Source organism: Acidithiobacillus sp. 'AMD consortium' (assembly GCF_008926505.1).
Taxonomy (GTDB): domain Bacteria; phylum Pseudomonadota; class Gammaproteobacteria; order Acidithiobacillales; family Acidithiobacillaceae; genus Acidithiobacillus; species Acidithiobacillus ferridurans.
On the sequence record NZ_CP044411.1, the window covers coordinates 83,229 to 103,678 of the forward strand.

Annotated in this window: 22 protein-coding genes; 6 read left to right on the top strand and 16 right to left on the bottom strand. The window is 60.4% G+C overall.

What is annotated here, in order from left to right; all coding sequences use genetic code 11:
- Position 1: 1 nt before the first annotated feature.
- The 8 genes from yidD to F6A13_RS00425 form a co-directional block, all read right to left on the bottom strand.
- Positions 2 to 217, bottom strand: coding sequence for a membrane protein insertion efficiency factor YidD (gene yidD / locus F6A13_RS00390; protein WP_113526114.1), 216 nt, complete (start codon positions 215 to 217; stop codon positions 2 to 4).
- A complete protein-coding gene (rnpA, locus tag F6A13_RS00395; protein ID WP_225981884.1) occupies positions 214 to 600 on the bottom strand; it encodes a ribonuclease P protein component in 387 nt (128 codons plus the stop codon). Before rnpA ends, yidD begins: the two co-directional genes overlap by 4 nt.
- Entirely contained in the window at positions 569 to 703 is a 135-nt protein-coding gene (gene rpmH / locus F6A13_RS00400; RefSeq protein ID WP_009560916.1) for a 50S ribosomal protein L34, read from the bottom strand. Before rpmH ends, rnpA begins: the two co-directional genes overlap by 32 nt.
- A gap of 70 nt (positions 704 to 773) precedes the next feature.
- Positions 774 to 2,441, bottom strand: a complete 1,668-nt coding sequence (gene ettA / locus F6A13_RS00405; RefSeq protein ID WP_113526116.1) for an energy-dependent translational throttle protein EttA — start codon at positions 2,439 to 2,441, stop codon at positions 774 to 776.
- 97 nt (positions 2,442 to 2,538) lie between these two features.
- Positions 2,539 to 3,441, bottom strand: coding sequence for a LysR family transcriptional regulator (locus tag F6A13_RS00410; protein WP_113526117.1), 903 nt, complete (start codon positions 3,439 to 3,441; stop codon positions 2,539 to 2,541).
- A 61-nt stretch (positions 3,442 to 3,502) separates the two neighbouring features.
- Complete coding sequence (locus F6A13_RS00415) at positions 3,503 to 4,615, bottom strand: HlyD family efflux transporter periplasmic adaptor subunit (protein ID WP_151527955.1); 1,113 nt, start codon at positions 4,613 to 4,615, stop codon at positions 3,503 to 3,505.
- On the bottom strand, positions 4,590 to 6,035 hold the full coding sequence (locus tag F6A13_RS00420; protein WP_225981885.1) for an efflux transporter outer membrane subunit: 1,446 nt from the start codon (positions 6,033 to 6,035) through the stop codon (positions 4,590 to 4,592). Before F6A13_RS00420 ends, F6A13_RS00415 begins: the two co-directional genes overlap by 26 nt.
- The gene (locus F6A13_RS00425) at positions 6,025 to 7,647 is read right to left on the bottom strand and encodes an MFS transporter (RefSeq protein WP_151527957.1); all 1,623 of its coding nucleotides are present in this window, start codon (positions 7,645 to 7,647) and stop codon (positions 6,025 to 6,027) included. Before F6A13_RS00425 ends, F6A13_RS00420 begins: the two co-directional genes overlap by 11 nt.
- A gap of 464 nt (positions 7,648 to 8,111) precedes the next feature.
- Between F6A13_RS00425 and F6A13_RS00430 the strand changes: the two genes are divergently transcribed.
- From F6A13_RS00430 to F6A13_RS00455, 6 genes are all read left to right on the top strand, one after another.
- Positions 8,112 to 9,305, top strand: coding sequence for a TDT family transporter (locus tag F6A13_RS00430; RefSeq protein WP_151527958.1), 1,194 nt, complete (start codon positions 8,112 to 8,114; stop codon positions 9,303 to 9,305).
- Positions 9,306 to 9,344: 39 nt separating this feature from the next.
- A complete protein-coding gene (locus F6A13_RS00435; protein ID WP_113526122.1) occupies positions 9,345 to 10,157 on the top strand; it encodes a transcriptional initiation protein Tat in 813 nt (270 codons plus the stop codon).
- Positions 10,158 to 10,181: 24 nt separating this feature from the next.
- Positions 10,182 to 11,195: a substrate-binding domain-containing protein gene (locus tag F6A13_RS00440; protein ID WP_151527959.1), complete on the top strand. Its 1,014-nt coding sequence runs from the start codon at positions 10,182 to 10,184 to the stop codon at positions 11,193 to 11,195.
- A 52-nt stretch (positions 11,196 to 11,247) separates the two neighbouring features.
- Complete coding sequence (locus tag F6A13_RS00445; RefSeq protein ID WP_126604670.1) at positions 11,248 to 12,330, top strand: TQO small subunit DoxD; 1,083 nt, start codon at positions 11,248 to 11,250, stop codon at positions 12,328 to 12,330.
- A gap of 99 nt (positions 12,331 to 12,429) precedes the next feature.
- Positions 12,430 to 13,077 (top strand): rhodanese-like domain-containing protein, encoded by a 648-nt coding sequence (locus F6A13_RS00450; protein WP_113526125.1) that lies wholly within the window; start codon positions 12,430 to 12,432, stop codon positions 13,075 to 13,077.
- A gap of 60 nt (positions 13,078 to 13,137) precedes the next feature.
- Entirely contained in the window at positions 13,138 to 13,536 is a 399-nt protein-coding gene (locus tag F6A13_RS00455; protein ID WP_113526126.1) for a rhodanese-like domain-containing protein, read from the top strand.
- Between the two features lie 30 nt (positions 13,537 to 13,566).
- Here F6A13_RS00455 and F6A13_RS00460 read toward each other — a convergent pair whose 3' ends face one another.
- The 8 genes from F6A13_RS00460 to F6A13_RS00495 form a co-directional block, all read right to left on the bottom strand.
- Positions 13,567 to 14,085 carry a TlpA disulfide reductase family protein gene (locus F6A13_RS00460; protein WP_151527960.1) on the bottom strand — a complete coding sequence of 173 codons (519 nt, stop codon included), beginning with the start codon at positions 14,083 to 14,085 and terminating at the stop codon, positions 13,567 to 13,569.
- 73 nt (positions 14,086 to 14,158) lie between these two features.
- Positions 14,159 to 15,241, bottom strand: a complete 1,083-nt coding sequence (locus F6A13_RS00465) for a TQO small subunit DoxD (RefSeq protein WP_151527961.1) — start codon at positions 15,239 to 15,241, stop codon at positions 14,159 to 14,161.
- A gap of 52 nt (positions 15,242 to 15,293) precedes the next feature.
- Positions 15,294 to 16,307: a substrate-binding domain-containing protein gene (locus F6A13_RS00470; RefSeq protein ID WP_151527962.1), complete on the bottom strand. Its 1,014-nt coding sequence runs from the start codon at positions 16,305 to 16,307 to the stop codon at positions 15,294 to 15,296.
- A gap of 21 nt (positions 16,308 to 16,328) precedes the next feature.
- Positions 16,329 to 17,141 (bottom strand): transcriptional initiation protein Tat, encoded by an 813-nt coding sequence (locus F6A13_RS00475; protein WP_151527963.1) that lies wholly within the window; start codon positions 17,139 to 17,141, stop codon positions 16,329 to 16,331.
- 34 nt (positions 17,142 to 17,175) lie between these two features.
- Positions 17,176 to 17,646: a hypothetical protein gene (locus tag F6A13_RS00480; RefSeq protein WP_151527964.1), complete on the bottom strand. Its 471-nt coding sequence runs from the start codon at positions 17,644 to 17,646 to the stop codon at positions 17,176 to 17,178.
- A gap of 44 nt (positions 17,647 to 17,690) precedes the next feature.
- Positions 17,691 to 18,470 carry a hypothetical protein gene (locus F6A13_RS00485; RefSeq protein WP_225981886.1) on the bottom strand — a complete coding sequence of 260 codons (780 nt, stop codon included), beginning with the start codon at positions 18,468 to 18,470 and terminating at the stop codon, positions 17,691 to 17,693.
- A 3-nt stretch (positions 18,471 to 18,473) separates the two neighbouring features.
- Positions 18,474 to 19,532, bottom strand: a complete 1,059-nt coding sequence (locus F6A13_RS00490) for a YeeE/YedE thiosulfate transporter family protein (RefSeq protein ID WP_151527965.1) — start codon at positions 19,530 to 19,532, stop codon at positions 18,474 to 18,476.
- A gap of 193 nt (positions 19,533 to 19,725) precedes the next feature.
- A complete protein-coding gene (locus tag F6A13_RS00495) occupies positions 19,726 to 20,382 on the bottom strand; it encodes a MarC family protein (protein WP_151527966.1) in 657 nt (218 codons plus the stop codon).
- Between the last annotated feature and the right edge of the window lie 68 nt (positions 20,383 to 20,450).

A 20,450-nucleotide genomic window follows, 5' to 3' on the forward strand; every position in this document is an offset into this window, starting at 1 on the left:
TTTAAGGAACGGGATCAACACCACCGGGGTGCCAGGGATGGCAGCGGCTGATGCGTTTTATGCCTAGCCAGGAACCTTTGGCGATGCCGTAGCGTTCGATGGCCTGACAGGTATATTCGGAGCAGGTCGGAAAAAAGCGGCAGTTGTGTCCGAGCATGGGGCTGATGACGTACTGGTAGCCGCGCACCACGACCACTGCCGCGCGCCGCGGACTCATGTCCTCTCCAGGGTTTGCTGAAGGTAGGCAGCCATGGCGCGCATGCCGAGTTGCCGCGCACCCGGCCGCGCCACGACCAGCACATCGCGCCCCCGTGTGCGCGCCGGCTGCTGCCGGAAGGCTTCGCGCAGGCGCCGCTTGATGCGGTTGCGGACCACGGCATTGCCCACCTTGCGACTCACCGCCAGGCCCAGTCTTGGATGTGGCAGCTCGTTACCCAGGGCGTAAATCACCAATTCCGGAAAAACCTTCTTGCGCCCCTGCTTGAGGGTACGCTGGATGGCCACCTTCTGGCGGAGACGATCCTCGCGGGTAAAACGATGAGGATGCGCCAGCGCCGGGTTCATCGGCTTACGGACAAAGACGCTGACGGCCCTTGGCACGACGGCGCTTGAGCACGAGGCGGCCGGATTTGGTGGCCATGCGGGCACGGAACCCGTGGGTCCGCTTACGGTGAACGACGCTGGGCTGAAAAGTACGCTTCATGAGACACTTCCTGCGGGTAATTCTTAAGGGCTGAGAAGATAAGGAGATGCTGCGTGAAAGTCAAGGCGCCTCAGCGCACGATGGGCTTGTAACGCAGGCGGTGGGGCCGGGCACCCTCTTCACCCAGGCGACGCTTTTTGTCGGCCTCATACTCGTGGTAGTTGCCCGCAAAAAACTCGACATGGGCATCGCCTTCGAAAGCGATGATGTGAGTGGCGATGCGGTCGAGGAACCAGCGGTCATGGGAGATGACCATAATACTGCCGGCGAACTCCAGCAGGGCATCTTCCAGCGCGCGCAGGGTTTCCACGTCGAGGTCGTTGGAAGGTTCATCGAGGAGGAGGACGTTGCCGCCGGCGATGAGGGTCTTGGCCAGATGCAGGCGGCCGCGCTCACCGCCCGACAATTGTCCCACCAGCTTTTGTTGGTCGGCACCCTTGAAGTTGAAGCGGCCGCAATAAGCACGGGATTGGATTTCAAACTTGCCGACGGTGAGGATGTCCAACCCACCGGAGATTTCTTCCCAGACGTTGTTTTTGGCGGCAAGCGCATCGCGGGACTGATCCACATAGGCGAGTTTGACCGTGGAGCCCAGGACGACTGCCCCGCTATCCGGGCTTTCCTGGCCCACGATCATGCGGAAAAAAGTCGATTTACCGGCACCGTTGGGGCCGATGACACCGACGATGGCACCCGGCGGCACCTGAAAGCTGAGATGCTCAAAAAGCAATTTGTCGCCAAAGCCCTTGGTCACGTCACGAAATTCAATCACTTCGTTGCCGAGGCGTTCCGCCACCGGAATGAAAATCTCCTGGGTTTCATTGCGGGTCTGGTATTCGTAGGAGCTCAGTTCTTCAAAGCGGGCCATGCGGGCCTTACTTTTGCTCTGGCGGCCTTTGGCGTTTTGTCGCACCCATTCCAGCTCGTGCTGCATCGCCTTGAGGCGCGAAGCCTCGGTTCTGGCCTCTTGCTCCAGGCGTTTTTCTTTCTGCTCCAGCCAGGCGGAATAGTTGCCCTTGTAAGGGAAGCCGTGACCACGATCCAGCTCCAGAATCCACTCGGCGGCATTGTCGAGAAAATAACGATCATGGGTGACGGCGACCACGGTGCCGGGGAAACGCTGTAGATACTGCTCCAGCCAGTCTACCGATTCGGCGTCCAGGTGGTTGGTGGGCTCGTCCAGGAGGAGCATGTCCGGGCGGCTGATGAGCAGGCGACAGAGGGCGACGCGGCGCTTTTCACCGCCGGACAAAGGGCCGACCAGGGCGTCCCAGGGCGCGAGACGCAGGGCGTCGGCGGCGACCTCCATCTGTTGCGCGGCCTGATGCCCATCACTGGCGGCGACAATGGCCTCCAGGCGCGCCTGCTCGGCGGCGAGGGCGTCAAAGTCCGCATCGGGCTCGGCGTAGGCGGCATAAACCGCCTCCAGTTCCTGTTGCGCGCCGAGGATGTCGCTGAGACCCTCCTCTACCACCTGGCGCACCGTCTTGTTCGGATCGACCTGCGGTTCCTGCGACAGATAACCAATCTTGAGACCGGGCATGGGCAGCGCCTCGCCTTCGAACTCCTTGTCGATACCCGCCATGATCTTGATCAGGGTGGACTTGCCGGCACCATTCATGCCGAGCACGCCGATTTTGGCGCCGGGGAAGAAGGACAGAGAGATGTCCTTGAGCAGGGCGCGCTTGGGCGGCACGGTCTTGCTGAGGTGATTCATCGAAAAAACGTATTGCGCCATGCCGTGTTCCATCCAAAAAGTGGGTTCAGACCGCCGGAGGGCGGAGTTGGCCTAGTGTAGCGCAAATCAGGGTTCGATGTGGACTATGCGGCTGGCCTCAGGGTTCGGCCTGCAACGCATATTGCTGCTGCGCCATGGTTACAAACGCCAGCGCTGCCGGATTTCCGTCCTCCTGTCGTCCGCGCCAGGCGAGACTTACCTCACTGTCCCCCAAGGCATCCGCCAGTGGTCGGAAGACGATGCCCGGACGTTGAATTTCGGCAAAGGCCGAGAACAGGAAACCCAGTCCGAGGCCCGCTAGGACCGCACTGAACACGGCATTGGAATCGGCGAGTTCCATCAGGATATGTGGCTTCAGGGCATGGATGTGGCAGTGGGCAAGGATGCGGTCATAGGACGCTGGCGCCACCTCGCGGCGCAGGAGAATCAACGACTCCTGGTGCAGACGATGGAGCGCTATGGCGCCCTCTGCGGCAAAGGGATGATCTTCCGGGAGCACCAGCATCAGCGCCTCCCGTTGCAGCAGATGCTGGCGGATATCCGGCAGGATGCCGATATCGCGGATGAAGCCGATATCGATCTGATCATCGCGCAGCGCCTGCAACTGCGCATCGCTGCTCATCTCCCGCAACTCCAGGTGCACCTGCGGAAAGTGCTGACGAAAACCGCGCAGCAGCCCAGGCAGGAGGGCGATGGCGGTGGAAGCAAGAAAGCCGATCCGCAAAGTGCCGGCCTGACCGTTTTGCAGATCGCCGAGCAGGGCCTCCGTGCGCCGCGCCTGCGCCAGCAATTGTCGGGCTTCGGGCAGGAGCACCCGACCGGCGGCCGTGAGGGAGACTTCCCGCTGGTTACGCAAAAAAAGCGGCAGACCGATCTCGTCTTCCAGAGCGCGGATGCTGCGGCTCAGGGAGGGCTGGGCGAGATGCAGGCGAATCGCCGCCCGATGAAAGTTCAGGGCCTCGGCGAGCACGACAAAATGGCGCAGATGACGCAGGTCCACTCCGGTATCACTCCTGAATTCGGGACTGGGAGTGTAGCCCAGCGCCGGCGCGCGCGGCCAGTCAGGGAGCCGGGCGTGAAGCAGCTGCGGAACGCAGGAACCAGTCCGGTACCGGCCGCCGTATCCACGGGCCATGCAGTGCGATCCGTGCCGTCATGGTCAGACCGGGACGCAGCGGGTGCCGGGCCAGGTCCCCAGGATCGACGGCGATGCGCACCGGTACCCGCTGGGTGAACTTGATCCAGTTGCCGCTGGCGTTCTCCGGCGGCAACACCGCGAAGACGGCGCCGGAGCCCCCTCCCAGTCCCACCACCCAGCCGTGATAGGTGACGGCGTTACCATAAAGATCAGAATGCAGTGTCACCGCCGCACCGGGGCGTACGCCCGCCAGGCGGGTTTCCTTGATGTTGGCGGTGACCCACATCTGCTGCAATGGCACCACGGTAAACAGGCGCTGGCCCGCGCTCACCCACTGTCCGGGCTGCACCGCCTGCTGCGCGACGATGCCGGTGACCGGGGCGCGGATGATGCGTCGTGTCCAGTTCAGGTGGGCCAGGGCCAGGGCCTGCGTCGCCGCACGCACGGCGGGGTTTCCCGCCGGGCCGGCGGACCCGAGCTGCGCGGCGAGGGCTGCGCTATGCGCCGATTCGGCGCCGATTTCGGCTTGCAGGCGCCGCACCGCGTCGGCCGCCGCGATGGCGGCCATATCCTTGCTCGCACCGGCGCTGGCCGACGCCCGTAGGCGCCAGGCCTTCTGCTGCGCACTGTTCAGGTTGGCCCGCAAGGCCGCTTCCTTGCTGCGACTGGCCTGAATTTCGTGGACCAGCGCCAGCGCATTTTGCCGGGCCTGCGCCAGTTGCGCTTCCGCCTGTTGCAGCTTGCGACCAGCCCGGTCACCGCGGAGCATCACCAGGGTGGAGCCTGCTTCCACGCGCATGGTGTCGTAGGCGGGGATCGCGGCGACGGTTCCGCTCGTGCGCGCATCCACCGCGTAAAGGTTGCCCTCGACGTAGGCATCGTCTACCTCCAGCCGCTCTTGTCCGATCAGCAACCACCAGAGGCCGTAGACCAGCAGACCGAGCAGGACGACGCCTGCGAGTATCCAGAGGTTGCGCCGCCTCTGGTCTGCCCCGACCTTGCCGGCGTTGTCAGGGGTGCTGTCTGGACTGATCATAGCCGCCTCCCAATGCGGTTTCCAACTGGGTCCAGGCCTGTAGTGCCGCATAATGGGCAAGGCGCTGGGTCATTTGCTGATGGATGAGGGTGATCTGCCGCTGCAGCACCGCCGCGCGGTCGCTGAGGCCCAACCCCTGGGCAGTGGCGGTGAGTTTTTCCTGCTCCCGGGTGGCGCCGGTACCGGCCGCCTCGGCTTGCCACACCTGTCGGCTGTGCTGGTATCCCGACAGCGCCGTCAGCACCTGCTGGACCGATTGCAGGATGCTTTCCTGGTAAACGGCCACCGCCTTGGCCTGTTGCGCCTCGGCACCATGGAAGCGGCCAGTCAGGGCGCCGCTGGTGAAAATCGGTAACCGCAAGGCCGGTCCAAAGCTGTAGGCAAAACTCGCCGGGTTCAGGAGCGTGGCGAGGTGGGCGCTGTTCATGTCCAGCAAGGCCGCGAAGGAAATATCTGGATAAAAAGCGGCGCGGGCGGCTTTGGTCTGCTGGACGCTGGCCAGCGCCAGCGCGCGTGCCGCCTGTACGTCGGGACGGTGGGCAAGGAGGTCCAGACTCAGGTGTGGGGGCAGGGTGGGGATTACTGCGGACGCGGGCGCCACCGGCCGTGGCGGGAGAGCATCCGGTGCAATCGCCGCAAGCTCTGCCACGGCGAAGCGTGCGGCAGCCGCCCGTTGCTGCCAGCGGGCCAGGCGGGCGGTATTTTGCTGGAGCTGCAAAGACAGATCGGCAATGGACAGGTCGGTCCCGAGACCGAGATGCCGCCGGGTTCGCAACAACGCCAGCCGCTGTTGGTAGAGGTGCTGCAAACGCCGGGTGCTGGCGAGTTGCTGTTCGGCTTCCGCCCAGCGCAGATAGGCATTGACGACGGCGGCGGTGAGCAGGCGGCGAGTGTCCGCCAGCCGCGCTTCGGCGGCGCGTTGTTCACCCAGCGCCGCCTTGAGACGCTCCGCATATTTGCCCCAGAAATCGAGCGCTTGCGTAAAACCGAGTCCGACATCGCCGCTGTCATAGAGTTTGTTGCCCAGACCAAGCGCCCCCAGCGGGCTGTTGCCGCTGAACTGCAAAGGCGTGACGGCCGCCTGTCCGGAAAGCTGCGGACCGAGGGCCGCCGCCCGCCAGGTGCTGACCGATGCCGCCCACTGGACCGTATCGACGGCCTCTGCCAGACGCGGATTGGCCGGGCTCAGGGCCCGGGTCATGAGTTGATCGAGCCCGGCGCTGGCCAGCCCCGTCCACCAGTCCTGTTGCGGCCACGCGCCGGTGGGCAATGCCTGGGCGCCGTCCAGCCGCTGCACGCTCTTCGCCCAGGCGGGTGCTTTGACATCCGCGGGGTCCGGGGCACGGATGGTCGGCGCGCAGCCGCCGAGGGCCACGACGCCGAGGGCCGCGCATGCGGCGATCCAGCGCTTACGGTGCATGTTCCACATCCTCCTGCCGACCCGGTTCCGCGTCAAAACCGGCGCTTTCCATGATCTGCTGCTCGATGGTAACCCGTCGGATCTGCCCGGCCCGGCGGCGATATGGCCCTTTGGTGAGCCATACCAGGGCAAGCACCACCAACGCCATCCAGCCCCAGAGCCAGAGCATGGATTGCATGGATAGTGCGGCACTCTGGTTGGTCAGGTGCTGGATGGACAGGGCCTGCGCGGCCGGGCCCCTTACGGGCCAGTGCTCCAGCATGCTTTGCAAGGGCGCGGTGGGGGACTGCCAGACCAGGTGTGCCCTGAAGGTATCGCCATGACGTATCCACAGCGCCGAGAAAGCGCTGGACAGATAAGCGCCGCCGAGAATCCGCACAAAGTTCTGCAAGGTGGCCGCAGCGGGCAGGCGACGCTGGGGCAGCCGTGAAAACATGATCAAGCTCAGGGGCACCAGATAAAACCCGATGGCGATGCCTTCGATCCAATGGCTGAGGAGCAGGCTGCGCAGGTTGCTGTGCAGGTTGAGCCGAGTGGTGAATCCATAAATGGCGACGAATCCAAAGCAGATGGTTGCCAGCCAGCGCGGATTCACCCGGTGCGAGATGGGTCCCATCACCGCGATCAGTGGCACGCCGCCGAGGGCCATGGGCAGCAGCACCACGCCCGCCCAGAAAGCCGAATAGTTGGCATGACTGATAAGGGCCGAGACAAAAAGACTGTTCCCGCCCAGCAGCAGTCCCCACCCGAAAACCAGTGCCGGCAGCGCCAGCACGTAATTCCGTCGCCGCAGGAGGCGGAGATCCAGGCAGGGGTGCGGTTGATCCCTTTCCCAGAGGAAAAAGGCCACGAGGAGCACGGCGCCCAGCGCGGTCAGCCAGCGGATGGCGGGGGCATCCCACCAGTTCCAGTCTTCGCCCCGGTTGAGCACGATCTGGAAGGTGGCGCTCCATGCGGCGAGCAGCACCAGCCCGATCCAGTCGAAAGGTTGGCGCAGGTGTTCCCTGGGATCGTCGCGTAACAGGGCGGAGACCATGCCCAGCGCCAGTAAACCCACGGGAAAGGTCAGCACCGCCGCCGCCCGCCAGTCCCAGGTATAGGCGATCCAGCCCGCCAGCGATGGTCCGGCAAGCAGGGGCAGCACCAGATTGACGATGCTGAGATCGGCCGCCGTCTTTTGCCAGCGCAACGGCGCATAGCGGATCAGCAGTCGTCGGGTCAGGGGCGTCAGAAAACCCGCCGCTATGCCCTGCACAAACCTGCCGCCCAGGAACAAGCCGAAATGGTCGCTGAAGACATCGGGCAGGGTGGCCACCATCAGCAGGATGAGGGAGATCTGAAACATCCGCAGTTCACCGAAACGCTGGTAGAGCCAGGTCGCGGGTACCACCGCGAGCGCCCAGGCCAGCAGGTAAAAAGTCAGCGACCAGATCGCGTGGTCGAGGCTGGTGCTGTAGGCGCCAGCGATGTACGGCAGCATCGGGATGGACCAGGCGAGGCTCCACGAGGCCAACAGCAGGCCACTGCTCAGGCCCAGCAACAGCAGCACGCTATCTACCCTGGTAAATGTGGGGTCAGCGGCGGCGTCAGGAGAAACAGGGCGAACGGCCAAGCAGATACCCGGAGCGGCGAAGACACGATGTGCATCTTAGAGGACTGCCGTGTCTGGGGCAAAATGCGTTTTCAGGGCGGGAGAGATGTCTTTTGCGTATCACCAGGAAGGCGCGAGGCGGCTGGTGCGGCATTTCTATCGATGAGGACAGTGGAGGATAACATGAAGCCAAATGGCGGCAGCCCAGTCAATAGATATACATTATGCATCTATAAGGGTGATAAATGAACAAGTTTAATTATGGTCCTGTTGTTTTCCTGATGTGAATAAGTGATGTAATTACAGTAGGTAACGCGAGATTTGGAGTTTTCGCGCTGGTCATATCGATAATGCGTCATAGATCAAAGACCAACTTTGTCATTAAATATAAAAATTACTTATAGAATTGGCAAAAATCGTAATTTTCAATTGACTGCGAAGTGTTTTATGTTTCGAGACCGCTACAACAGACGGGTAATCAATGCATGGCTAGGTTTTTATCAGCAGTTCCTAATGGTGATTTGCGCGAGGTGGTGCGCCACTTTACACCAAATTGGTTTGCCGCGAACATGGGCACAGGTATCCTGGCCCTGATGCTCGCCGATTTCCCATACCATTTCCCCGGCCAGCTCGTGGCAGCGCGAGGGCTCTGGTCGATCAACGTCGTTTTTTTCTGCCTTTTCACGGTATTGTTTCTGGGGCGCGCCATTTTCTACCCGGCCGCCTTTCAGCGGCTCTTTGAACATCCCGTGCAGTCCATGTTCATCGGGGCCATTCCCATGGGGTTTGCCACGATCGTCAACGGCATCTTCCTGCTATGGCCGCTATCGCCCGAAACCATTCTCGTTGCCCACTATCTCTGGTGGGTAGACGTGGTCCTCTCGCTTTTTTCCGTGCTGGCAGTCCCTTATTATATGTTTACGGCCCAGCACCATGCCATGGAACGCATGACCGCGGCATGGCTGCTGCCGGTGGTTCCGCCGGAGGTGGCGGCGGCAAGCGGCGGTATGCTGGCCGGGCATCTGAGCACTGGCGCGGCCGGCTGGGTGATTTATACCAGTTACGTGCTTTGGGCCATTTCCGTGCCCCTGGCCTTTGCCATACTGACGATCCTTTTCCTCCGTCTGACCCTACACAAAATGCCGCACATCGACATGGCCGTATCCGCCTGGCTGCCTCTCGGCCCTCTGGGTACCGGTTCTCTGGCAATGCTGGTGCTGGGCCCCTCTGATCAGTATGCCTTTGCTCACAGCTCCATGGCGGCGGTGGGGGCGTTGGGTGAGCCCATTGGGATCATCACGGGCCTCGTATTGTGGGGTTTCGGGTTGTGGTGGATGGCGATTGCCATATTTTTCACCTTGCGTTATCTGAATGAGGGCCTACCCTTCAACATGGGCTGGTGGGGTTTCACCTTCCCTCTGGGCGTCTTTACGGCGTCCACCTATGCCCTGGCGAGGGAAACGGGGTTCGTAGTGTTCGATCATATCGGTGCCGCCTTTACCATTCTCCTGGCCTTTTTCTGGGTGGTGGTGACCTGGCGGACCTTTGGCGGCATGTGGGTCGGGCGCCTGTTCCGCGACCCCTCCCTTTCGGAAGAAACCGCCATGTTGATCGACAGCAAAGAAGACGTGCAGCGACTGATTACAAAAGAGGATGTGATCAAGGATCTTAGGAGTTGAGTGGTGTTCTTGTTGGATCAACTTGGAAGGAGAATAGACATGAGCAACGAATCAAATCTGTTGAGCCGCAGAGAAGCAATGAAGCGTACGGTGCTGGGCGCGGGCGCCGTCGCCGTGGGTGCCCTGGGGGCCAATGCCTCAGCCATGGCCGCCGGCATGAGCGGAAACCCCGCCAACCTGTTGCCCACCGGTGCCGGCACGCTGCAGGAATTGAGTGACCGGCTGGCCAAAGCGCCACGGCGGCGCGATTTCAAAACCGTTCCCATGATGTTGACTAGCCCGGACCAATGGGACAGCGAAGCATTGGATGAGATACTGCACTATGCTGGCGGTCCCAAGCAGGTATGGGACAATACCGCGCTGACCAGCCCGTGGCTGAACCTGATGCGCAACAGCATGAATGTGCAGATCTGGTCGTTCAAGCATCCGGATTTCCTCGCCGTGTCGGCCACCCATGGTTCCGCGCATTTTGCCCTATACGACAATTACATCTGGAACAAGTATCTCGCCACCCTCACCAAAGGCAAATGGAAGGCGAATGCCTGGTTGAAACAGCCCCCGGCATCGGCGACCAATCCGGCCGATTTTGAGGACCCCGAAGGCGTTTTCTCCCCCCACGACAACAGCATCATCGTGCTGCAGCGTCGTGGTGCCGTATTCCTGGCCTGCCACAACGAGGTGTGGGAGCTCACCATGGGTTTACATTCCAAGGGCATCAACCCGGATCATCTGAGCCATCCGGAAATGGCTGCGGAGTTCACCAACCACTTGATTCCCGGCGTAGTGCTCACCCCGGGTATCGTCGGTACCTTACCGGAGTTGCAGTTGGCGGGATATCAGTACGCCAAATAACCATGCACAAATGAGGGTAATGAGATGAAAAAAAGTAAAACGCTGCAAATCGCTACCGTAGCCGCGGTCGCATCCCTGCTGTCCTGCGGAGCAGTCGTCGCCCAGGCCGCGGATATGGGATGGAACGGAAAAGCCGAGGCCCCCCGTTATCAGGAGCAGATGTTTCCGCCCTGGCAACATGGTGAAAACAACCCCACGATGGATAAGGGCTTCAATTTCACGGTTCCCGAAATCGATGATCTGGCGGATTTCCACGGCTCCATAGACAATCCGCAACTCACCATTTTTGTGGGCGGCAATTACTACTTCGCCATGGCTCCGCTGGTAAAAGCCTTTGAAAAGGAATACCCGGCTCTCCGGGGGAAGATCTACTACGAGACGTTGCCGCCCGGCATCCTGATCAAGCAGATGAAGCAGGGTGGCACCATCACCATCGGCAACATGACGTGGACCGTCAAGCCCGATGTCTATGCTGCGGGGCTGGAGAAAGTGAACGCCTTCATCAAGGAAGGCTTGCTGCAGGGTCCTGCGGTGCCTTATGTCACCAATGATCTGACCATCATGATCCCGAAAGGCAACCCCGCCCACATTACCGGACTCCAGGATCTGGGCAAGCCCGGTGTGCGTTTATCCATGCCCAATCCCGCCTGGGAAGGCGTCGCCAGACAGATCAAAATGTCTCTGACGAAGGCTGGCGGCCCTGCGCTGGAGAAAATGGTGTACGACACCAAAGTCAAGAATGGGGAAACGATCCTCACCCATATCCATCATCGTCAGACGCCGCTCTTCCTGATGCAGGGTCTCGCTGATGCCGGGGTGACGTGGAAATCGGAAGCGATTTTCCAGGAACAGGCGGGGCACCCCATTGCCAACGTCGCGATCCCCGCGAAGGACAATACCACGGCGATCTACGCTTCCGCGGTAGTCAAGGGCGCGGCACATCCCAAGTGGGCTAAGGACTGGGTGAATTTTTTGAAGACACCCACCGCCTTGCAGATCTTTGAGCACTACGGTTTCAAGCCGTACACGGGCAAATAAGTAAAAAGGGAGGGAATTCTCTCCCTTTTTCAGGCAGAACAGGAGAAACTTCATGGCAACGACCATGTCAAATACCACCCCGCAGGACACGCCGGATCGCAGTTGGCGTTTCGCCGCCATCGCACTTCTTGCCGTACGCTTCGTCCAGGGATGGATCTACTGGGGCGGCGGGACCCGGCGTTTTATCTACGGCCCGCAAAAGCTGGACGTACATGGCCACTGGATGGCCTATAAATTCCAGACGGCAATGCCCGGAGCCATACTAGGTACGGATCATCTGGTCGCTTTTTTATTGCATCATTTCACCCTGCTCTATGCTGGGGTGATCATTTTCAGCGCCGTTGAAATGATCGCAGGTTTTATGCTGATTGTCGGCTTGTATACCCGCCTCGCAGCGGTGGCCACCCTCGGCTTGTCCTTCGTGCTGATGCTGTTGTTCGGTTGGCAGGGCGCCACCTGCATCGATGAATGGACCATGGCTGCGTCCAACTTTGCCATGGGCATCACGCTGTTTCTTGCGGGAAGCGGCGCGTATTCCGTGGACAACTGGCTCCTGTCGCGGAAACCGACGCTGGCCCAAAATGGTCTGTTCCGCTGGCTGGGGGGTGCCCTGCCTTTGCCTTTGAGCGATGGCGCCTTCAAGAAGCTCGCGTTCACATTGTTCTGGATTGCCGTGGCCTTTATCGTCGCGACTTATAGTTATTACCGCGGTTCGGTGTTCACACCTTTTCACGGTGGCCCAGTGAGTCCGGCGAAGCATCACTGGAAGCTGGACGGAGCCACACTGCAGAAGGACGGCGGTGTGACATTCCACGCCTATGTGGATTCCGGAGTGGCCGCAGAGCCGTCCAATGTGCTCGAGGCAGCGCTGATCGATACCAGCACCGGGAAGCCGCTGGAGAAATGGGCCAGTTCGACCCTCTCCACGTTGCCCAAAAGCGCCTTTTCCAACGATTTTGCCTACCAGCAGATTCACACCGGGAAGTTCGGCATTACCGGACCGGTCGGTGCGCAGGCCACCGTACGCCTGCCGTCAACGATGCCGAGCGGTGTAACCATCGGTCAGGGCGCTTACGTTCTCGAGCTGACCTCCGTAAACGGCCATGTATGGAAAGCGCCAGTGCAGCATCCATAAGCACTATCTAGTCAGGTCAGGCAGTTGCCAGCCTCAAATTGTGGCATGGGCGTAGGTTCATCCATGCCATTTTCCAGAAATTCAACAGGAGAATTAAAAATGTTCAAGCGCCTAGCAAACGCCGCAATTCCATTTGCCTTCGTCGGCATGTTATTCGGGCTGTCGGTATCTGTGGCCTCCGCCGACGACAGTGGTAACCAAGCCGCACAACAAGTGTTGAATGCACGCATGGAGAAATTCTTTGCAGATCAGAAACCCTTTCCCTACGGCACCTATCAGTATACGGACCGCAGCTTGTTATTGGCGATCAGCAAGGATCCCAGCAAATATGCATTGATCGATATCCGGACGCCAACCTATCACGATTTTTTCTGCGGAGTGCATTCCAACAAGCATGTCTGCACCGGACGCGGCTGGCAACGTATTTACGGCTATGCACAGGGCCATGTGCCAGGTGCTCGGAATATCCCGTATCTGAATCTTCCTGCGGCCATCAAGAGCAACACCATTCCCAAAAACAAGACCGTTATCCTCATGTGCCCGACCGGCCAGCTATCCAACCAGACGGCCGGAGTATTGCGCATGCTCGGTTACGACGCCTACGCCTTGCGTGGCGGGGTCAACGGCTGGAAAAAGGCAGGATATCCCATTGTCATCGGTAAAGAGCCGGGCACCATGGCGCAGGCGTGTCATCCCTGGCAGACGTGCTGGCGGCAATTCCAGTATGACAACCCGCAGGCGCATTGACGGGTTTGGAAGCAGGCTTCCGGGGGCCGTGTGTGCCCCCGCCGGTGTGAGTCAGGTCTTATGTCCCATGTAATCAAAGAAGCAACCTGTCAGCAGGCGCTTGCGGCGCTGAGCGATCGCGATTCCGTCGTCATTGACGTGCGATGCCAGGAGGAATATGCGATATACGGGCAAATCGCGGGGGCGCACCTCATCCCGTGGAAGCTGCTTCGTGATGATGCATTGGTGGATAATCAGCATTTTCACCGCGAACTGAAAAACGCCGTGAGCAACTGCAAGGGCATAGGCGATTTCAAGCTATACTTCATCTGCGGTAGCGGAAACCGTTCCTGTGATGCGGCGGAATGTGCCCTGGACATGCTGGGAGACGAAGGTTACGAGGTTTATAACGTCGTCGGCGGTATAGATGAGTGGGTCTGCAGCGGCCTGCCGACATCACCGGCTGCCCTCTCGGCGTAGGCTGGCAACACCCGTATTTTGTCCTTTCCCTCACTTCTGCTGTAATGCCCGCAGAATCTCGTCCATCGGCTCCTGCCCGGACACGACGCCCTGGTATTTGTCGATCACCCGCCCTTCCCTGTCGATGATGACCTCTGTGGGTGTAACCATGATTCCGCCCACTGCGCGGGTAAGGGTGCCACTTTGATCCACAGATAAAGGATACGTCACGTGGGCCATAGCGGCGGCGGCGAGGCTTCTGGACCTGGACGATCCCGGCGTGGCGATGCCTACCACCACCAGACCCTGCGCGCGGTAGGTCTGGTAAAGTCGTTCCAGATCGGGCAGTTCCTGGATACAGGGCGGGCAGTCGGGAGACCAGAAATTCAATACCACGACCTTGCCGCGCAGCGCCGTTACATCCAGGGTTTTGCCATTCACCAGCGGAATGGATGTGGTTGCCACATCGGACTTATGAAGCATGGGCTGGATAAGGCTGATCCACAGCAGGAATGCGCCGATCATCGCGATGATGGCCACTTTGGCCATAGGCCAAACCGTTTTTGACATGATGGTATGTTATCCCCGTAAAAATAGCCCCCATTTTACGCGGCACGGGGGCTGTCCGGATAGCCGGGAGACGTCAGCGTTGCAGGGGTACGGTCCAGACGCTGCCATTTACCGAATTCAGCTGGAGCGTATAGGTACCCACCGGCAGCTTCAGATCGCTCGCCGCCGGGGGCAGGGTAATGGTAGCCTTGGAACCCACCGGGCCGGTGATCCCGTATTTACCGATATGAATTTTTTGATAATCATAGTCGTTTTTCAAGGCCGTTCTGGGTAAGGCGGCAAGCTTGGCGCTATCCCATTCCTCGACCACACTGCCATTCCGGGTGTCGACAAGCGTCGCATGCAGCACGTTGGATGGTGCTTCGGGGGTGCCGGCGTCCACATAGGCATGGAAGGTCACTGTGCCGTCCCCTTGCAGGCGGCCGTCAGAGAGGGACCAATGATGTTTGGAGGGGCTCACGGGACCGCCATGGAAAGGGGTGACCACCGAGCCGCGATAGTAGCTGTAGGTGCCGACGATGAAAGCGACGGCGATCCAGAACAGCACCAGCGCGAATTTCTTATAGGCCTGATCGCTCAGGGGCAACGGCAAACTGCCGCCCATCCAGCGAAACCACCCTTTTTCGGCCAGGCCGGGCTTTTTCGCGAGGAGCCAATTGTCCAGGGAATAAGCGCCTCCGCCCACCAGCAGGAGCGTCACGCCCATGGCAAAATTCGATGCGGCCATGGTCCATTCGTCGATGCAGGTAGCCCCCTGCCAACCGAACAGGAGCATCAGCACGAAGGACAAACCGATGGTGGTCAGGGCGGCGATGCGCGTCAGCAGACCCGTGATGAGCATGAAGCCCGCAAATAGTTCCACCAGGCTGAAGACGATGACCCCGACATAGAGCAGAACGAAATGCTGCAGCAGGAAGGAGACGAGATGCTCCGTGCCCAGCAAGGCACCGGGCATGGCTGTCTGAAACTTATAGGCCATCCAGTGCCCGCCACCCCACGCGTCCAGCTTTTGCGGGCCGTAGATAAACCGTCTGGTGCCGCCGCCCCAGTAAATCCAACCCTGCACAAAACGCACGGCGAGCAACCCAATCGCTGCCAGGCGCCATCCTCTATCCACTAAAAATGTACTGCCGTTTACGCTCGTTGCACTACCCATGATCTTTCTCCTGATGATCCGGGGGGCCATGCCCCCCTAATGCGCGCGTGGATCACTTCCCCTGGGTATATGGCTGAAAGCCATACTCTTCGAAGATGTGCAGGGCCGTTGGCGACTTGAGGAAGTTTACCCACGCCTCTGCCCATTTGGGGTGAGGCGCATCCTTGACCGCAGCAGCCGCATAGATGGCCTTGGTATTGAATTGGGCCGGAATCGCGACGGTGCCGATGGGATTGCCGATCTTTTCCTGGAAGATGGCTTCGGATTTCCAGGTTACCCCGGCAACGGCCCTTCCCTGCATCAGGAACATGGGACTCTGGCGGTGGTGAATTTCCGTCAGAATGGTTTCGCCGTTCTTTACCTTGGTGTCATACACCGCGGTGGCCAGTGCAGGTCCACCCGCCTTCGTGAGGCTCATCTTGATTTGCCGGGCGATGCCCTCCCATGCGGGATTGGGCATGACCAGCCGCATTCCGGGTTTGCCCAGATCCTGGAGTCCGCTGATGTGGGCCGGGTTGCCTTTGGGAACCATGATGGTGAGGTCGTTGGTGACATAAGGCACCGCCGGCCCCTTCAGCAGACCGTGCTGAACGTAATAGTCCACTTTCTGCAACCCGGCGGCGTATACGTCGGGCTTGACCGTCCAGGTCATGTTCCCCACCGTGATGGTATTGCCGTGCTCCATCTGCCGGATCAGCAAGCCCGGCGGAATGGTCTCGTAATAGATTCTGCCCTTGATCTCCGGGTGCTCCTTCTCAAACGCGGCCACCAGCGGTGCCATGGCAAAAAAGTAGTTGCCCCCCACGAAGATGCTCAGTTTCGGGTTGTCGATGCTACCGTGAAAATCCGGCAGGTTGTCGACTTCCGGGATGGTAAAATCCAGGCCTTTAGAGGTCGCTGAGTTGTTGGCGCCATTTTGCCAGGGAGGGAATACCTGGCTCTTCGAGCCATGGAACTCGCCCGGGGCACCCCAGCCGTTGTCCGCCGCCACGGCGCAGGTACCAAAAACCATCAGGGAGGCGGCTGCCAGCAGTGGGGCCAGCCGTAGTGTGCTGCTTCTCGTCATCCTATCGCTCCTCTTGATCCACTATTTTGCGTATTGAAAGCCGGCCAACTGCAGTTCCGGCAAGGTGCCTACCACCCCCGGCGTCAGGATGACACCGGGAATGAGATGGTTGGTAAACTCGGCCGCCATCTGTTCATGGCTGAGGCCGTCGGGATTGATGCCCTTCTTGATCACGCCCTCGGTGATTTCCCAGATGCCATTGTGACAGCCCAGGAAAACGGCACCGCGACGCTGCAATACCGTGACACTGTTGTCCCCCGGAGCGAACACTCCTTCGGGATTCTCAAAGTTGGCGGGGTCGGCCGCCGCCGCTGGCGGTTCTTTGATCCATTCGTTGTCTTTCCATTTTCCGCCGGTCATCTGCGCCAGATATTTGTTCCAGATGAAATCATCGTACAGCGCCCAGTGGGCGCTGCCATGGGTGGCCGAGACACAAAGGAAATCCGGATGCCTGAACGCCCAGACCTGCACATTCATGCTGTTGCGCATCAAGTTCAGCCACGGGCTGGAAACATCGGTATTATCCCAGACCTGTTTCGGGCCACCGGCGTAATGGATGATCTCCCGCAGCGCCGCATCATCCCATTCGTCGGGTTTGGTGAGGATCATGGGAACCGTTTTGAAGTCGCGCCGCCGCGGCGTTTTGGCCAGTCGTTCGCCGAGTTCCTTCAGACTCCTGGCACCAGTCGGCAACAAATTGCCGGGATTCCCGCTCAGGCCGGCCGCTACGGCGCTCGTCTGGGCACCCACGGCACCCACAGCCAGGGCTCCGGCACCCCACAATGCATGTTTCATGGCGTCGCGACGGCTCAGCAGATTTTGCTCGTTACTCATGGTTCTCTCCTTTTGGTGTGCCAAACTATACGGTTTACTGTTTTTGCGCGGCATGAAGGGCGTCCAGAACGGATTCGTCGGCTTTCTGGCCAACCGCTCGCGCCGGGGTGTTATCCGTCAGCAATGCACTACGCTGGAGATAGTAGGCGGTGGTTTTGCCGTTTATCTGGACCAGCGACAGGGTGAGCGGACAGAGACTCGTGGCGGCGGGGTCGGTGCGCAGGTAGCCGACAATGGAGCTGGACTGGCATACGACCAACAGCCGCTCGGCCTGGATGTCCGGAGGAATCCGGGCGGCAAGCTGCGGGTTGCCCTTGTGAATGCGGGGGAGCACGTTCAGATTGTCCACTACCTTGAAGTGACGCGCCGTCAGTTGCTGGCTGATTTTGACGGCGGCAATGTCCGCAGGCATGGCAAAAGATGTGCTGATGATGACTGGCGCGGCGCTGGCCGTACCCATGGCCAGACCGGTAAGGGCAGAGAGAAGGAACCGTTTTTTCCACATGTAATAGAGTCTCCGGAATAGGTAAAACAGCGGTTTGGGAAAGGTCACTGGAATCTGTGCATCACCCCGATATAGGCGCGAGAGTCATCTACCTCCTGTGGCGAAAGGGCTTTGGTGTGGCTGACATAGTCTACGCCGGACAAGATATCCCAGCCCCGCCCGATGCCGTAATGGCCATGCACACCCAGTGTTAGATACGATCCGTTCCGCCAGGAGTACCGGTACCTGGAAACGGGCGCGAGTTCCAGGGCGCTCTTGGCGGCAAGGGCCCCGGTGCCGTAACGCGGAAAGGTCAGGTGCAGAGGCCGCCTGGACATATAGGGGTTGCGGCTCACACCGGCTATGGGATGGGGCCTGCCGGGATGGTGACGCAGGAGGGCGATGGCTTTGTGCCCCGGTCTCAGACGGATGCGGAGGGCGCGTTTGCCCCGCCGGTGAGCGGGTTTCCGGTGCGCTGATTTTCTGGCGAGGAATCGTTGCCTCTGTGGCGCGCGGGTCCAATCGGCCAGCGGATTTCCAGGGCATCCCGGAAAAATGCATAACCCGCCGGATAGCGGCAACGCCTGGGCGGCGCCGACGGTGGGCGGTACCGCCGCAGACGTTCTTGCATTCCCCGCGACGCTGGGCGCGGGTCCGCCCGGTCGCTGCGTGCTGTCGGCCTTCATGGCCGCGTCAGCACCGGCCGGTCCTATGGAGGTAAACATCGCGACGCCGCAGAGTGCGAATAACCGAAGGGGCAAATCATCACCCCCCGTCCGCCGGCGTTTCCGTTCTTCGGAAACCCGTTTCTTGCCGCGCAGGAAGAAGATGGTTCGCCGTATCATCGCTCAATGGGCTTCCATCTCGTTGACCCCGACGATCCGGGATGAGGGCGGGATAGGCACTGCCCGGCGTATCCGATAAAAATAATGACCGGTTGTCAGGAATGCCGCGAATACGACCACGGCGAACACCAGGCTGCTGACCGCCAGTTGCATTCCCCCGGAAATCACATGGCCAGAGGTGCATCCGCCCGCCATGCGCGCCCCGAAGAGGAGTAGGAAGCCGCCGACGAACGCCCAGAAAAAACGTTTGGCCGGCTTGGGACCATGGTACCGCACCCACAACTCGGGCACGCTGGAGATGCGAAAGCTGCGGTGCAGCAGGGCAAACACCAGCCCGGCCAGAAACGCCCCGGTGAGAAACCATAATTCCCATGCGCCTGGCGCCGCTATGGCGGCCTGGTAGGATTCCGCGCCCAGGTCGGTAAGGGTCATGGCCGCATAAGGAAAGGCCGTGGATGCGCCCATGGGGTGACCGGCGACAAAGGGCAGGGTGAGTACGCAGTTGAGCAACGCCAGGCCCACGGCGGCGTGCAGCCAGCGCCAGTCATGATGCTGCAATTTCTGTAAATACAAGGCGATTCCCATGAACAGGATCGCCACGGCACTGATGACGCTCCAGAACAGGGTGTCATCGGGCAACAGGCTGCGGACAGACAGGGCGCCCAGGTTCGGGCCGAGAAGGGGATTTATGGAGGGGTAGACCACCGCAAAAACCAGGGCGCCGCACAAACCGCCGATGATGCCGACCAGGGCATCGAGATTGCCCTGGCCCAGGGATATGGCGACGGTGCCGGGACAGTAGCCGAGTACGGCCATGCCCACGCCGAAGAGCAGTCCGCCCACGACCACGCCGACGAGGATCAGGGGCTTGACATGGTAGTCCGCCCATCCCAGGAGGATCTCGGACTGCAGCAAAAGCATCCCCAGGCCGATAGTGAAGGCCATGGTTTTGGCGACGGCGAGATTTTGCAGCACCGCCATGCCCGCTATGGTATTAAATCGGTTCAGGCGCGCATATTGCAGAATCGCCCCGAACATGAAACCCCAAACGATGGTCTCCATACGCTCCTCCATCTTGTAACAGGCATAGGGGGAAACCCCGCCTTGCCACTATTCTTTATATCAATCAAAATAGCCTATTGTTCGGCCCTGGCAAATATAATTAATCTATGGGCTGATCAGCGGCTATAGGGCGCTGGACGATGTACGGCGACGGGCAGGCATTCCGGAGATCAACAGACGTCCCGGTCGCCGCTTAGGACATGCGGACGTGTACCAGACCGGGAAACAAGGCGGCCAGACCGTTGGCGATGAAGGTCACGGCAATGGCGGCGAGCACCAGCCCGAAGATACGGGTAGAAATGTTGATGCCCGTCACCCCCAGCCGGCGCGACAGGGGCTCCGCCAGGCGCAGTGCCGCATAGGCCACTCCGGCGATTACCAGGATGTCGATGATCAGCAGGCCGCTGGCCAGCCACGACGCATTTTTGTGATGGGCGATGATCACGGTGACCATGGTGCCGGGACCCGCCAGCAGCGGGATGGCGAGAGGGACTACGGCGACGGCCTCTTTCTGCATGCCCTCGGCGGCTTCCTCCGGGGTGTGGCGATAGCGGCTGGACTTGGCCTGTAGCATATTGAAGGCCAGCAGCATGAGCACCATGCCGCCCGCCACCTGAAAGGCGGCGATGCTGATCCCGAAGAATTGCAGGATATATTCTCCCAGGAACGCCGACGTGAGCAGCACCACGGCGACGGCGCGCGATGCCAGCTTCGCCGTGGCGAGTTGTTGTTGTGCGTCTTCGTCGCTGGTCAGGGCAATGAAAATCGGGATGGCGCCGACGGGATTGAGGATCGCGAGCAGGGCGATGAGCGTTTGCAATGCACTGTGCAGTTCAGCGGCCACGGGCATCTGCATCGCTCCCGTGCCGCCTGTGCTGGCACAAGGCCCTTGAAAATTGCGGCGTGAGGTCGTATTTA